The 12311-nt window shown below is 67.3% G+C and carries 14 protein-coding genes; 8 read left to right on the top strand and 6 right to left on the bottom strand.

Annotated elements, in window-relative coordinates; all coding sequences use genetic code 11:
* Window positions 1–31 precede the first annotated feature (31 nt).
* Window positions 32–1054, bottom strand: coding sequence for a LacI family DNA-binding transcriptional regulator (locus KU887_RS21495; RefSeq protein ID WP_006493904.1), 1023 nt, complete (start codon window positions 1052–1054; stop codon window positions 32–34).
* A gap of 6 nt (window positions 1055–1060) precedes the next feature.
* Between KU887_RS21495 and KU887_RS21490 the strand changes: the two genes are divergently transcribed.
* Together KU887_RS21490 and KU887_RS21485 are read left to right on the top strand one after the other, a co-directional pair.
* Window positions 1061–1981, top strand: coding sequence for a phosphatidylinositol-specific phospholipase C (locus tag KU887_RS21490; protein WP_155296106.1), 921 nt, complete (start codon window positions 1061–1063; stop codon window positions 1979–1981).
* 123 nt (window positions 1982–2104) lie between these two features.
* Window positions 2105–2632 (top strand): GNAT family N-acetyltransferase, encoded by a 528-nt coding sequence (locus tag KU887_RS21485; RefSeq protein WP_006496872.1) that lies wholly within the window; start codon window positions 2105–2107, stop codon window positions 2630–2632.
* 18 nt (window positions 2633–2650) lie between these two features.
* On the opposite strand, the gene KU887_RS21480 is transcribed toward KU887_RS21485, so the two are convergent.
* Entirely contained in the window at window positions 2651–3712 is a 1062-nt protein-coding gene (locus tag KU887_RS21480; RefSeq protein ID WP_258257941.1) for an alkene reductase, read from the bottom strand.
* 80 nt (window positions 3713–3792) lie between these two features.
* Window positions 3793–4101 carry a helix-turn-helix transcriptional regulator gene (locus tag KU887_RS21475; RefSeq protein WP_006496873.1) on the bottom strand — a complete coding sequence of 103 codons (309 nt, stop codon included), beginning with the start codon at window positions 4099–4101 and terminating at the stop codon, window positions 3793–3795.
* Window positions 4102–4350: 249 nt separating this feature from the next.
* On the opposite strand from KU887_RS21475, the gene KU887_RS21470 reads away from it, so the two are divergent.
* The 3 genes from KU887_RS21470 (at window position 4351) to KU887_RS21460 (ending at window position 6776) form a co-directional block, all read left to right on the top strand.
* Window positions 4351–5061, top strand: a complete 711-nt coding sequence (locus tag KU887_RS21470) for an HAD family hydrolase (RefSeq protein WP_059722056.1) — start codon at window positions 4351–4353, stop codon at window positions 5059–5061.
* A gap of 85 nt (window positions 5062–5146) precedes the next feature.
* Complete coding sequence (locus tag KU887_RS21465) at window positions 5147–6307, top strand: alpha/beta hydrolase (RefSeq protein WP_112751286.1); 1161 nt, start codon at window positions 5147–5149, stop codon at window positions 6305–6307.
* Window positions 6308–6434: 127 nt separating this feature from the next.
* Complete coding sequence (locus tag KU887_RS21460; protein ID WP_077189322.1) at window positions 6435–6776, top strand: 3-phosphoglycerate dehydrogenase; 342 nt, start codon at window positions 6435–6437, stop codon at window positions 6774–6776.
* Between the two features lie 14 nt (window positions 6777–6790).
* Here the strand turns inward: KU887_RS21460 and KU887_RS21455 are convergent, their stop codons facing one another.
* The 3 genes from KU887_RS21455 to KU887_RS21445 form a co-directional block, all read right to left on the bottom strand.
* Entirely contained in the window at window positions 6791–7252 is a 462-nt protein-coding gene (locus KU887_RS21455; protein ID WP_048988653.1) for a cupin domain-containing protein, read from the bottom strand.
* Window positions 7253–7341: 89 nt separating this feature from the next.
* The gene (locus KU887_RS21450) at window positions 7342–7683 is read right to left on the bottom strand and encodes a cupredoxin family copper-binding protein (protein WP_058903273.1); all 342 of its coding nucleotides are present in this window, start codon (window positions 7681–7683) and stop codon (window positions 7342–7344) included.
* A 19-nt stretch (window positions 7684–7702) separates the two neighbouring features.
* Entirely contained in the window at window positions 7703–8647 is a 945-nt protein-coding gene (locus tag KU887_RS21445; RefSeq protein ID WP_034202154.1) for a metallophosphoesterase, read from the bottom strand.
* Window positions 8648–8900: 253 nt separating this feature from the next.
* On the opposite strand from KU887_RS21445, the gene KU887_RS21440 reads away from it, so the two are divergent.
* The 3 genes from KU887_RS21440 to KU887_RS21430 all read left to right on the top strand — a co-directional run bounded on the left by KU887_RS21440 (window position 8901) and on the right by KU887_RS21430 (window position 12303).
* Entirely contained in the window at window positions 8901–9110 is a 210-nt protein-coding gene (locus KU887_RS21440; RefSeq protein WP_006484431.1) for a hypothetical protein, read from the top strand.
* Between the two features lie 80 nt (window positions 9111–9190).
* A complete protein-coding gene (locus KU887_RS21435) occupies window positions 9191–10945 on the top strand; it encodes an ABC transporter permease subunit (protein WP_006484435.1) in 1755 nt (584 codons plus the stop codon).
* An 11-nt stretch (window positions 10946–10956) separates the two neighbouring features.
* Window positions 10957–12303, top strand: a complete 1347-nt coding sequence (locus KU887_RS21430) for a nitrate/sulfonate/bicarbonate ABC transporter ATP-binding protein (RefSeq protein ID WP_258257930.1) — start codon at window positions 10957–10959, stop codon at window positions 12301–12303.
* Window positions 12304–12311: the final 8 nt, after the last annotated feature.

Raw genomic sequence — 12311 nt, 5'->3', positions numbered from 1 at the left:
GCGCGAGGTGACCGCGCCCGGTCCTGCGTCGTCACGCGCAGCTGTTTCGCACCACCTGCGTGACCGGCACGACGCGCGTGCGCGACGGGCCGTCGAACGTCTGCAGCCGGTCCGCAAGCAGGTCGATCGCCGCGAGGGCGAGGCCGCGCGTGTCCTGCCGCAGTGTCGTCAGCCGATAGGCGTCGTATTCGGCGGCGGGGATGTCGTCGAAGCCGATCACGCGCAGGTCGTCCGGTACGCGCAAGCCGAATTCTCGGCGTGCGACGTCGATCACGCCGAGCGCGAGCAGGTCGGACGAGCAGAACACGCCGTCGGGCCGCTCGCCCGTCGCGAACAGTTGCCGCGCCGCGTCGATTCCGCCGGCGTGGGTGTCGGACGGCGTGTCGAGCACGCGGACGAGCGTCGCGTCGAACGCGTCGCGTTGCGCGAGCGCCTGTTCGAACGCCGCGGCGCGCGACCGCGCGCTGTAGCTCGTGCCGCGCGGCCCGACGAACGCGAGCCGGCGCGCGCCGGCCCGCACGAGCCGCTGCGCGGCGTGGACCGCGCCCGCCGCGTTGTCGCTGACGACCACGTCCGCGCCCGGCAGGTTCGCTTCGCGGTTGATCATCACGACCGGAATCCGGTGTTCGAGATACTGCTGCGCGACCGACAGCGGCGGCGACGCGGACGTCATCACGAGGCCCGCGATCCGATAGCTGAGCAGTTGTTCGAGCGATTGCCGGATCTGGCGCGGGTCTTCCGCATTGGTCACGAGCGGCGTGAGCGCGCGCTGCCCGAGTGTGGCCATCAGGTCCGACAGCAGCCGCGCGCGAAACGGGTTCTCGAATCCGGCCGTCACGACGCCGATCATGCTGCTGCGCTGCGTGATCATGTCGCGCGCGATCAGGTTGACCTGGTAGCCCAGCGCCCGCGCGGCGACCATCACGCGTTCGCGTGTTTGCGGCGCGATGCTTGCCGTCGGCGAGAACGCGCGCGACACTGCGGAGCGTGAGACGCCGGCCCGCGCCGCGACATCCGACGCCGTGACCCACGGTTTTCTTTCCTTGTCATTCATCGATTCATGATCCCTTCGAGCCACGATACGTGCGTGCCGCCTGCCGACTGGATGTCGGCGCTCGACGACGCGCGGCCGCTGCATACGCTGACCCTACCGGGCAGCCATGACACCTGTGCGTATACGGTCGACGATTTGCTCGTGCGCACGCAGCGCGCGCCGCTCGAGGCGCAGCTCGCGCATGGCGTGCGGCTGCTCGACATCCGCTGCCGGCACGTGCGCGATGCGTTCGACATCCATCACGGCGGCATCGCGCTCGGCATGACGTTCGACGACGTGCTGGCAACCTGTACGCGCTTTCTCGATGCGCATCCGCGCGAATGCATCGTGATGTCGGTGAAGGACGAATGGCCTGCGCATGCGTGCACGCGCGGTTTCGATGCGACGTTCGACGCGCATCGCGCGCGGCATCCGCGGCTGCGCTGGCATGCCGGCGGCACGCTGCCGACGCTCGGCGACGTGCGCGGCGCGGTCGTGCTGTTGCGGCGCTTTCGCAGCGGCCGGCCGCTCGGCATCGACCTGACCGCGTGGCCCGACAACGCGACGTTCACGATCGACCATCCGGACGGTGCGTTCGTGGTCCAGGACGAGTATCGCGTGCCGGTGGCCGCATCGATCGCATGGAAGTGGCGTGCGATCGACGCGTTGCTGACGCATCTGCCGCTGCCGGACAGCGGCTGCTGGGCGCTCAATTTCTGCAGCGGAACGGGGATGGGCGCGAATCCGTCGGTGGTCGCACATGGAGATGGCCGCGTGCCGGGCATTCATGCGCGACTGGCCGAGCGCTTGCGCGAACAGCGCGGCCCGTACGGCGCGATGCTGCTCGATTTCTGCGATGACGACGACTGGACGCTGGTGCGCGCGCTGATCGAATGCAACGCTCACACGCCGGAGCAGGGCGTCTGGCGCAAGGCGTTTCGCTGTTAGCGGGCGGCGGGTCGCCGGGGGTACCGCAGCCGGCGAACCCCGTGGATCGGGCGTTCGAAACGATACGTATGAGGTTTCGATTATAGTGACGGCCGTCCCGGACTGCCTGCCCGAATTGCCGTCATGCCTGCATCGATCCTGATTCGCCCCGCCACGCGGGAAGACGCGGCCGCGATGGCCGCCGTGGAAGTGGCCGCCGCGCAGCGGTTTCGCGAGGTCGGCATGGCCGACATCGCCGACGGCGAGCCGACCGATGCGGCTGCCGTGCTCATGCGGATCGACGACGGTCGCGCGTACGTCGCGGTCGATTCGCAAGGCACGTGCGTCGGGTTCGCGTTCTACCGGCTGCTCGATGCGCAGCGGCTGTATCTGGAGGAACTGGATGTCGCGCCGTCGCATGCGGGGCAGCGGATCGGCGCGCGCCTGATCGAGCGGATCATGACGCGCGCCGCGCAAGACGGCATCGTTGAGGTCGTGCTGTCGACGTTCCGCGACGCGCCGTGGAACGCCCCTTATTACGCGCGCCTCGGTTTTCACATCATCGACGACGCATCTCTCGACGACGCGCTGCGCGCGATCCGCGCGCACCACGTCGCGCTCGGTCTCGACGAAACGCAGCGCGTGTTCATGCGTGCCGACGTGCGCGCCTGAACCCGCGCCGTCCTACCGTCAGGCCGCGTCGCTCAGCGCCGGGTAGTCGGTGTAGCCCGTTTCGCCTTCCGCGTAGAACGTCTCCGGCACCGGCTTGTTGAGCGGCGCGCCGATTTCGAGGCGGCGCGGCAGGTCCGGGTTCGCGATGAACAGCTTGCCCCAGGCGATCGCGTCGGCGCTGCCGTTCGCGAGCGCGGCCTGCGCGGTGTCGAGCGTGAACTGCTCGTTCGCGATCAGCGGGCCGCCGAATGTTTCCTTCAGGCGCGGGCTCAACTGGTCGCCCGAATACGATTCGCGCGTGAAGATGAACGCGATCTTGCGGCGACCGAGTTCGCGCGCGACGTAACCGAACGTGGCGGCCGGATCGGAGTCGCCCATCGTATGCGCGTCGCCGCGCGGTGCGAGGTGCACGCCGACCCGGCCGGCGCCCCACACGTCGATCGCCGCGTCGACCACTTCGAGCAGCAGGCGCGCGCGATTCTCGATCGGGCCGCCGTACGCATCGGTGCGGCGATTGGTGCTGTCCTGCAGGAACTGGTCGAGCAGGTAGCCGTTCGCGCCGTGAATTTCCACGCCGTCGAAGCCCGCTGCCTTCGCATTCTCGGCGCCCTTGCGGTACGCGGCGACGATGCCCGGAATTTCGTCGAGTTCGAGGGCGCGCGGCGTCACGAACGGGCGCGGCGGACGCACGAGGCTCACGTGGCCTCCCGCGGCGATCGCGCTCGGCGCGACCGGCAGGTCGCCGTTCAGGAACATCGGATCGGAGATCCGGCCGACGTGCCAGAGTTGCAGCACGATGCGCCCGCCGGCCGCATGCACGGCCTGCGTGATCTGCTTCCAGCCTTCGACCTGTTCGTCGGACCAGATGCCCGGCGTGTCGGCATAGCCGACGCCTTGCGGCGTGACCGACGTCGCTTCGGTAATGATCAGGCCGGCCGATGCGCGCTCGGCGTAGTAGCGCGCCATCAGCGCGTTCGGCACACGCGTCGCGCCCGCACGGGAGCGGGTGAGCGGCGCCATCACGATGCGGTTCGGCAGGGTCAGGTCGCCGAGGGTAACGGGATCGAACAGCGTGGGCATGGCAGATAACCTCTTCACGAAAGGCGGGAAGCCGTCGCGTCGTGTGCGATGGCGCCCCGCATGGCCGGTTCGGCCGTTGGCTAGAGTTCGCGGCGCAGGGCGTCGTGAAATGCGTCGATGACGGCCTCGTTGCGCTGGAAGAACGCCCATTGGCCGATCCGCGTCGACGTCACGAGCCCCGCGCGCTGCAACGTCGCGAGGTGCGCGGAGACGGTCGACTGCGACAGCCCGCAGCGCGCGTCGATCTGGCCCGCGCAGACGCCGTGTTCGTACGGCAGCGTCTGCTGCGGGAAATGCTCGCCGGGCGTTTTCAGCCAGACGAGGATCTCCCGGCGCACGGGGTTCGAGAGCGCTTTCAGGATCGCGTCGATGTCGAGTTCGGTCGGCATGGAAAGACTGGGTGTTTCGGTCAGGCAGACGGGTATCGTCGATGGGCGAATCATATATCGTGTTTTGACGATATGTTTGTAAGCACTACCGGCAATGGGGTTGATAGCGTGCGACGATCTTGGGGGCGGATCAACGCCGGGCGACGCGCCTTCAACGCGGCCGCCCGGTTTCAGGTCATCTCGTCGGCGATCTCATCTCGCCGCGCGCGTAACATACGTGGCATCGCGCTTTACTTACGGAGTTCTTTCATGTCGGTTCGGGCCGTCATATTCGATTTCGACCTGACGCTGGCGGATTCGTCCGCCGCGATCATCGAATGCACCCGGTACGCGCTGGATCAACTCGACGCCGCCGGCCCGACACCCGCGCAGATCGGCGCCGTGATCGGACTGCCGCTGCCGGACATGTTCCGTTCGTTGACGGGCGAGACCGTGGCGGCGCGGGCCGATGCGTTCGCGCGGCACTTCGTCGCGCGCGCCGACGAGATCATGGTGCCCGGCACCCACATCTATCCCGAAGTGCCGCCGCTGCTCGCGGCGTTGCGCGAGCAAGGGCTTGCCGTCGCGATCGTGTCGTCGAAGTTTCGCTACCGGATCGACGCGATTCTCGAACGCAACGGCTTGCAATCGATGGTCGACGTGTTGATCGGCGGGGAGGACGTGCAACGCCACAAGCCGGACCCGGAAGGGCTCGTGCAGGCACTGGCGCGGCTCGGTTTGCCCGCCGCCGCCGCGATCTACGTCGGCGACCATGCAGTGGACGCGCAGGCGGCCGAGCGGGCCGGCGTGCCGTTCGTCGGCGCGGTGAGCGGGATGACGTCGTTCGACGCGTGGGCGCGCGCCGGCAAGCAGGCGGTAGCGACGCATATCGGCGAACTGGTCGGCATCGTGCAGCAGCTGCAGCGTCGAGCGGGCGAAGCGTGCGCCGACGCCGAACCGGGTGCGCAGCCGGCCGGCTGACCCGTTTTCGGCAACGGGCCGGCAGCGCGCGACGGATTCTGCGACCATCGCCGTTCAAGTCATATTCGCCACCCGAGCCGCCGCCATGTCCGCCATTTCCGTCGCCTTTGCCCGCCTCCGACGCTTGCGTGCGTTGCCGCTCGCCCGAGCCCTGTCGTTCGCCGTTCCGCTCGCGGTCGCCGCCGTCGGCATGCCGGGCGGCGCGCAGGCCGAAGCCGCCACGCCCACGCAGCGCGAACGTCTCGAAGCGCCGGTCAAGGCCGTCGCCGACCAGCGCTTGGCCGTCGACACGCCGCAGGACCGCGCGGAGCTGCCCGTCTACGCGGACCGTCCGCTCGACCAGGCCGCACCCGACGTCACGCGCGTGTTCATCGTGATTCACGGCACGCTCCGTAACGCCGACGCGTATTACGCATCGGGGCGCAAGGTCGTCGAAAAGGCCGGGGCGGCCGGCGCGGGCACGATGGTGGTCGCACCGCAGTTCCTGACCCGTGCCGACGCGCGCGCCTTTTCGTTGTCCGCATCGACGCTCGCGTGGACGCAGGAAGGATGGAAAGGCGGCGAACCGGCGCGCGAGCCGGGCCCGGTCAGCTCGTTCGCGGCGCTCGACGCATTGCTCGCGCATTTCGCCGATCGCGGCCTGTACCCGTCGTTGTCGACGGTCGTCGTGATCGGTCATTCCGCCGGTGCACAGTTGCTGCAGCGTTATGCGGTGGCCGGGCGCGAAGGCGACGCACTGGCGCGTGCCGGCATTGCCGTGCGTTACGTGGTCGCGAATCCGTCGAGCTACCTGTATTTCGACGATGAACGGCCGAATGCCGACGCGCTTGCCGGCGGCGCCTGTCCGCGCGCGACCGAATGGAAGTACGGGTTGAAATCGGCGCCGCCTTATGTCGCGTCGCAGGACGTGCGCGATCTCGAAACGCGCTACGTCGCACGCCATGTCGTGTACCTGCTCGGGCAGGCGGACACGAATCCAACCACGCATTTCATCGACCGCTCGTGCGCGGCGATGGCGCAGGGGCCGTACCGGCTGGCGCGCGGGCTCGCGTATTTCGATTACCTGAAGAAGCGGCATCCGGACGATCTCGCGCAGCAGGTGGTCGAAGTGCCGGGTGTCGGGCACGACGGCGTCGGCATGTTCACGTCCGCTTGCGGGCTGGCCGTGTTGTTCGGGCATGCGCTGCCTCGATCGTGTCCGGTCGTCGCCGGCACCGCGCCGGCGCTGCGCGCGGCGGGGCAGTGAGCCTGCATGCGACGCGCGTGAGCGACGGAAACAGATCGATCAGAAAAATGCAGGAATCCGCACGTTAAATTCATTTCCCGGTTCGGCGCTCGCGGTTCAGGATGACGGTGTTCACAGGAGCGCCCCCATGAACATCACGATCCTCGACGATCATTTCGACACGCTGTGTGCACTGCCGAGCTTTCGCAAGCCGGATGCGCAGCCGATCCACGTAGTCCACCCGAAGGCGTCCGAGCGCGAAGCGGCGTCGCTCGAGCCGTTGATCGATGACCTGCTCGAATGGATCGGGCCCGCCGCGCGGCCGTACGATGAGGTGATCGATGCGTGGCGCACGTCGTGCCCGCGCCTGCCGGTGTGGGAGGAAGCCTGCGCGCGCGGCTACGTGGTCCGGCGTCATACACCTGGCGGCGTGGCGGAAGTGGCGGTGACCCCGGCCGGCCGCGCGCGCCTGCGGGCCCGGCGGGCGTGACCGACGCGCAGGCGTCACGCGTCCGGGTACGGCGTGCCGTCCTTGTGCAGAAACCGGCCGTCGCGGCTCGGGCTCATCATGTCGATGTCCGGGCACGTGATCACGTCGTCCGGCGAGCGCGAGCCGACCTCGAGATAGACGGCGACCGCATCCGATCGGTTGATCAGATGATGGCCGTTACCCGAATTTTTCGGAAACGCCGCGCAGTCGCCCGCGCGCAGCACGGTTTCACCACCGTCCTCGATCATCACGAGCTCGCCTGCGAGCACGTAGACGAATTCGTCCTCGTCGGAATGCCAGTGGCGCTGCGACGACCAGCCGCCTGGCGGCACGCGCATCAGGTTGACGCCGAAATCGCGCAGGCCGCCGGCGTCGCCGAGACGCTGGCGGATGCGCTGCGCGCACGGCGCATCGAACGGCCGCGGATAGCCGCTGCCGCGGCGTTCGGGCACGGTACCGAGATCGATCCTTGGCATGGACGGCTCCGTCTGCCTCGCGGGCGAAGGGGACGACAGTCATTGTAGGCGGCCGCCCGTCGTTCGCCCGCGGTGCGTGGCAGGCCGCGTCATTCGACGGTGATCGTTTCCTTCATGTACGGATGAATACCGCAGAACACCTTGTAGACGCCCGGCTTGTCGAAGCGGAACGAATACGTCTCGTCCTGGTCGAGCGCCTTCGAATGAAAGATGCCGGCGTCGTTGACGACGGTATGCGGCTCCGCGTCGAGGTTCTTCCACGTGATGGTCGTGCCGGCCTTGATCGTGGTCGACATCGGCGAAAACATGAAATTGCGGATCGTCACGAGCGGGCCGGTCGGGCCCTGCGCGAACGCGGCGGGCGGCGTGCAGGCAGCGGCGCCGCACAGGATCAGCACGGCGACGATTCGGTGGCGTTGGAAGCGGATCATGTCGTTCTCCTTATATCGATCACGCGAGCGTCGCATCGTGCAGCGACGACGCGACCGGATGGCCGGCAAACTCGACGGTCGTCACGCCGAGCATCGACGGCAGCCGGTCGTGCGGCACCGTGAGCGGCACGGGGCCCGGGCCGTTGCCGGCCGTCGGCTGCGGGAACGCGGTCGAGCGGGCGGTGTGGAACGTCACGTTGCCCTCGACCTTCGACACGATCTGATGGATGTGCCCGTTCAGGACGGTGACCGAGCCGAAGCGGCGCAGCAATGCCATCGTCTGCGGCGCGTCGCCGGTGCCCCAGCCCCACGGTTCGTAGATGGTCCACATCGGCATGTGCGAGAACACGACGATCGGCGTGCTCGACGAGCGGCCTTTCAGGTCTTGTGCGAGCCACGCGAGCTGCTCGTCGCCGAAGCTGCCAAGCCCGTTCGGCTTGAAGTGCATCACGTTGACGAGGCCGATGAAGTGCACGCCCGCGTGGTCGAAGCTGTAATAGCCGCGGTTGTCCGACGCCTTGCCGAACCGGCCGAAATATTCGGCGCCCGATCCGTCGGTGACGTCGTGTTCGCCGGGCACCGTATGCAGTTCCGTCACGCGCAGCGCGGACAGCAACTGCGACGCGTGATCGAATTCCTCGGGTTTGGACAGGTGCGTGATGTCGCCGGTGTGGATCGTTAGCGCCGGCAGCGCGGGCATCCCGTTGACGAGGTCGATCGTCTGCTTCAGCGTGGCCGACACGTCCGGATTCGCGTCCTTGTTGAAGCCGATGTGCGTATCGCTGATCTGCACGAACAGCGGCCGGCCCGCGTCGGCCGGGCGCGCATCGCCGGCTTGCGCGAGCGCGAGGTCGAACGGCGTGAGGATGCCGCCCGACAACGTGAACAGCGTACCGAGGCCGCCGAAGGCCATGCATTGCAGGGCCTTGCGGCGCGACGGGCGGGTGGGGGGCGATGAAGACATGTGAGCCTCGCATTCGTGTGACGAAACCGGACGGCCGGATCGTCCTGGAATAAGCCGGCGCATTCGCATGCGATACCGGCGAAGCGGCGGATTTATTCCCGCCCGTTACGAGGTTGAACACTCGCATTGACAGCCGACGGGGCGATGCACGATTCCGCCCGGATGAGCCGTCAATGTCCTGTAAGTGACACGTCACATTTGCGTCACGGCCGCCCGATAGCCTCCCACTCCGAACCCCTCTCCGGAGCCCTTCATGCCGAACCTCGCGGCAACGGAAACGGGCGGTGCGGTCGCTCACCGCACACGCGCCCTCGGCCTCGCGCCGCTTTTTCTGATCGTTGCCTGCGGCATCGTCGGTGTCGGCATTCATCCCGGTGCCGGTCTTCGTTTCGTCAAGGACGGTGCGGTGCGGCCGTTCGCGTTGCCGGCCACCTCATACCGGGCACTGCACGGGCTGTTCTGATTCGCACCGCGAGTGCGACGCCCGGCTGCGCGACAGGCGGCCGACCCCATCGATTTTCAATTCCACACAAGACGCTACCGATGGATATCCGTTTCTTCGATCCGAATCGCACTGCCAACGCGTCGGCGTGGCGCGTGCTGCCCAACCGCTGGGATGCGGTCGCGTTTCCGCTGATCATTTGTGTGCTGGCGATGGCGATCGTCGGTTTTCACGAGACGATGGCGCCGATCGGCGTACTGCAGACGCAGAAGATCTCGCTCGATCCGTCGAACCTGCCCGAATACGCGCTGCGCACCACGCTGCGGATGCTCGCCGCGATGATCGCGTCGCTCGTGTTCACGCTCGTCTATGGCACGCTCGCGGCCAAGAGCCGCCGCGCGGGGATGGTGCTGATCCCGATCCTCGACATCCTGCAGTCGGTGCCGGTGCTCGGCTACATCTCGTTTACCGTCACGTTCTTCCTCGCGCTGTTTCCGGGCCGCGTGCTCGGCGCCGAGCTGGCCGCGATCTTCGCGATCTTCACGAGCCAGGCGTGGAACATGACGTTCAGCTTCTACCAGTCGCTGCGCACGGTGCCGCGCGACCTGAGCGAAGTGTCGCGCGGCTTTCACCTGACGCCGTGGCAGCGCTTCTGGAAGCTGGAGGTGCCGTTCTCGATGCCCGGCCTGATCTGGAACATGATGATGTCGATGTCGGGCGGCTGGTTCTTCGTCGTCGCATCCGAGGCGATCACCGTCGGCAACCAGACGATCACGCTGCCGGGCATCGGTGCGTATCTCGCGCAGGCGATCGCGGACAAGAATCTCGGCGCGGTCGGCTGGGTGATCGTCGCGATGTCGGTCGTGATCCTCGCGTACGACCAGTTCCTGTTCCGTCCGCTCGTCGCGTGGGCCGACAAGTTCCGGATGGAGAACACCGCGTCGGGCGATGCGCCGCAATCGTGGCTGCTCGACATGATGCGTCGCACGCACCTGATCCATCAGTTGCTCGTGCCGGCCGGCTGGCTGCTGTCGCAGGCCGCGCGGATTCCGCTGCGCGTGCCGTCGCTGGCGGGTACGCGCGTGCGCGGCGCATCGTCGCGCCGTTCGTCGCGCATCGGCGACATCGTATGGGGCGCGTTCGTGATCGCGCTGACGCTGTACGTCGTGTGGCGCGTCGTCAGTTTCGTCGCGACCGGCGTGACGATGGGCGAGGTGGGCCACGTGCTCGTGCTCGGGCTGATCACGCTGCTGCGCGTGCTGGTGCTGATCGCGATCGCGTCGGTGATCTGGGTGCCGCTCGGCGTGCTGATCGGGCTGCGCCCGAAGCTCGCCGAGAAGATCCAGCCGCTCGCGCAATTCCTCGCCGCGTTTCCGGCGAACCTGCTGTTCCCGGTGTTCGTGATCGTCATCGTCCATTTCCACCTGAACGCGGACATCTGGCTGTCGCCGCTGATCGTGCTCGGCACGCAGTGGTACATCCTGTTCAACGTGATCGCCGGCGCGATGTCCTATCCGAACGACTACAAGGAAGCGACGAAGAATTTCCGCATCCGCGGCTGGCAGTGGTGGCGCCAGGCGATGCTGCCCGGCATCTTCCCGTACTACGTGACCGGCGCGATCACCGCGTCGGGCGGCGCTTGGAACGCGAGCATCGTGTCCGAATTCGTGCAATGGGGCGATACGAAGGTCGTCGCGCACGGCCTGGGCTCGTATATCGCGCAAACGACCGCCGCCGGCGATTTCCCGAAGATCATCCTTGGCATCGCCGTGATGTCCCTGTTCGTTACCTTGTTCAACCGCCTGCTGTGGCGTCCGATGTACGCCTATGCGGAATCCCGGCTCCGTCTCGATTGAGAGTAAGCGCGATGCAAAATTCGACCGTTATCAACGCCCCCGTCAAGACGTCCCAGCCGCTGCAGCCGCCGCGGCTCGGTGAAGAAATCCTGCGCGTCGAGCACGTGAACCGCGGCTTCAACAAGACGCAGGGCGAGCTGCTCGTGCTCGACGACGCGAACCTGTCGCTGCGCGAAGGCGAGATCGTCGGCCTGCTCGGCCGCTCGGGCTCGGGCAAATCGACGCTGTTGCGCATCATCGCCGGCCTGATCGAGCCGACCGGCGGCGAAGTGACCTACCTCGGCAAGCCGCTGCGCGGCCCGGCCGAAGGCGTCGCGATGGTGTTCCAGACCTTCGCGCTGTTCCCGTGGCTGACCGTGTTGCAGAACGTGGAAGCCGGGCTGGAGGCGCTCGGCGTCGGCGCGCGCGAGCGGCGCGAACGTGCGCTCGCCGCGATCGACCTGATCGGTCTCGACGGTTTCGAGAACGCGTATCCGCGCGAGCTGTCGGGCGGGATGCGCCAGCGCGTCGGTTTTGCGCGCGCGCTCGTCGTCGACCCGACCATTCTGCTGATGGACGAGCCGTTTTCCGCGCTCGATGTGCTGACGGCTGAAACGCTGCGCACCGATCTGCTCGATCTGTGGACGCAAGGCCGGATGCCGATCAAGTCGGTGCTGATCGTCACGCACAACATCGAGGAAGCGGTGTTCATGTGCGACCGGATTCTCGTGCTGTCGTCGAATCCGGGCCGCGTGATCGCCGAGATCAAGGTGCCGTTCAAGCATCCGCGTAACCGGCTCGATGCCGATTTCCGCAAGCTCGTCGACGACATCTACGCGAAGATGACCGCGCGCCAGACCGGCGAGGCGACGAAGAAGGGGCTCGAGCTGGGTAGCTGGATGCCGCGCGTGTCGACCAACCTGATGGCCGGCCTGATCGAGACGCTCGCGATGGCGCCGTACCATGGCCGCGCCGACATGCCGGAAATCGCGCGCACGCTGCATCTGGAGGTCGATGAACTGTTCCCGATCGCGGAAGTGCTGCAGCACCTCGGCTTCGCGGACGTGCGCGAAGGCGACGTGTTCCTGACGCCGCCCGCCCGCGTGTTCGCGGAATTCGGCACGCAGGAGCGCAAGCTGATGTTCGCCGATCACCTGCTGAAGCACGTGCCGCTCGCGGCGCGAATCAGGAAGGTGCTGAACGAGCGTCCGGGTCATCGCGCGCCGCGCGTGCGCTTCGAGCAGGAGCTGGAGGATTTTCTGTCCGACGAGGCGGCGGAGGAAACGCTCGATGCGGTGATCGACTGGGGGCGGTATGGGGAGGTCTTTTCGTATAACGACAAGACGGAAGTGTTCAGTCTGGAGGATGTCGAGAGCTGATCCCTGCA

It is taken from the genome of Burkholderia sp. EMB26 (genome assembly GCF_024730645.1).
In the GTDB taxonomy this organism is placed as follows: domain Bacteria; phylum Pseudomonadota; class Gammaproteobacteria; order Burkholderiales; family Burkholderiaceae; genus Burkholderia; species Burkholderia cenocepacia.
The sequence above is the reverse complement of the archived record's forward strand: the minus strand, read 5'-3'. Positions and strand labels throughout refer to the sequence as shown.

Bases quoted from the DNA above. Each gene is read 5' to 3' on its own strand.
- KU887_RS21495 (WP_006493904.1), bottom strand. From the start codon at position 1,054: ATGAATGACAAGGAAAGAAAACCGTGGGTCACGGCGTCGGATGTCGCG.
- KU887_RS21490 (WP_155296106.1), top strand. From the start codon at position 1,061: ATGATCCCTTCGAGCCACGATACGTGCGTGCCGCCTGCCGACTGGATG.
- KU887_RS21485 (WP_006496872.1), top strand. From the start codon at position 2,105: ATGCCTGCATCGATCCTGATTCGCCCCGCCACGCGGGAAGACGCGGCC.
- KU887_RS21480 (WP_258257941.1), bottom strand. From the start codon at position 3,712: ATGCCCACGCTGTTCGATCCCGTTACCCTCGGCGACCTGACCCTGCCG.
- KU887_RS21475 (WP_006496873.1), bottom strand. From the start codon at position 4,101: ATGCCGACCGAACTCGACATCGACGCGATCCTGAAAGCGCTCTCGAAC.
- KU887_RS21470 (WP_059722056.1), top strand. From the start codon at position 4,351: ATGTCGGTTCGGGCCGTCATATTCGATTTCGACCTGACGCTGGCGGAT.
- KU887_RS21465 (WP_112751286.1), top strand. From the start codon at position 5,147: ATGTCCGCCATTTCCGTCGCCTTTGCCCGCCTCCGACGCTTGCGTGCG.
- KU887_RS21460 (WP_077189322.1), top strand. From the start codon at position 6,435: ATGAACATCACGATCCTCGACGATCATTTCGACACGCTGTGTGCACTG.
- KU887_RS21455 (WP_048988653.1), bottom strand. From the start codon at position 7,252: ATGCCAAGGATCGATCTCGGTACCGTGCCCGAACGCCGCGGCAGCGGC.
- KU887_RS21450 (WP_058903273.1), bottom strand. From the start codon at position 7,683: ATGATCCGCTTCCAACGCCACCGAATCGTCGCCGTGCTGATCCTGTGC.
- KU887_RS21445 (WP_034202154.1), bottom strand. From the start codon at position 8,647: ATGTCTTCATCGCCCCCCACCCGCCCGTCGCGCCGCAAGGCCCTGCAA.
- KU887_RS21440 (WP_006484431.1), top strand. From the start codon at position 8,901: ATGCCGAACCTCGCGGCAACGGAAACGGGCGGTGCGGTCGCTCACCGC.
- KU887_RS21435 (WP_006484435.1), top strand. From the start codon at position 9,191: ATGGATATCCGTTTCTTCGATCCGAATCGCACTGCCAACGCGTCGGCG.
- KU887_RS21430 (WP_258257930.1), top strand. From the start codon at position 10,957: ATGCAAAATTCGACCGTTATCAACGCCCCCGTCAAGACGTCCCAGCCG.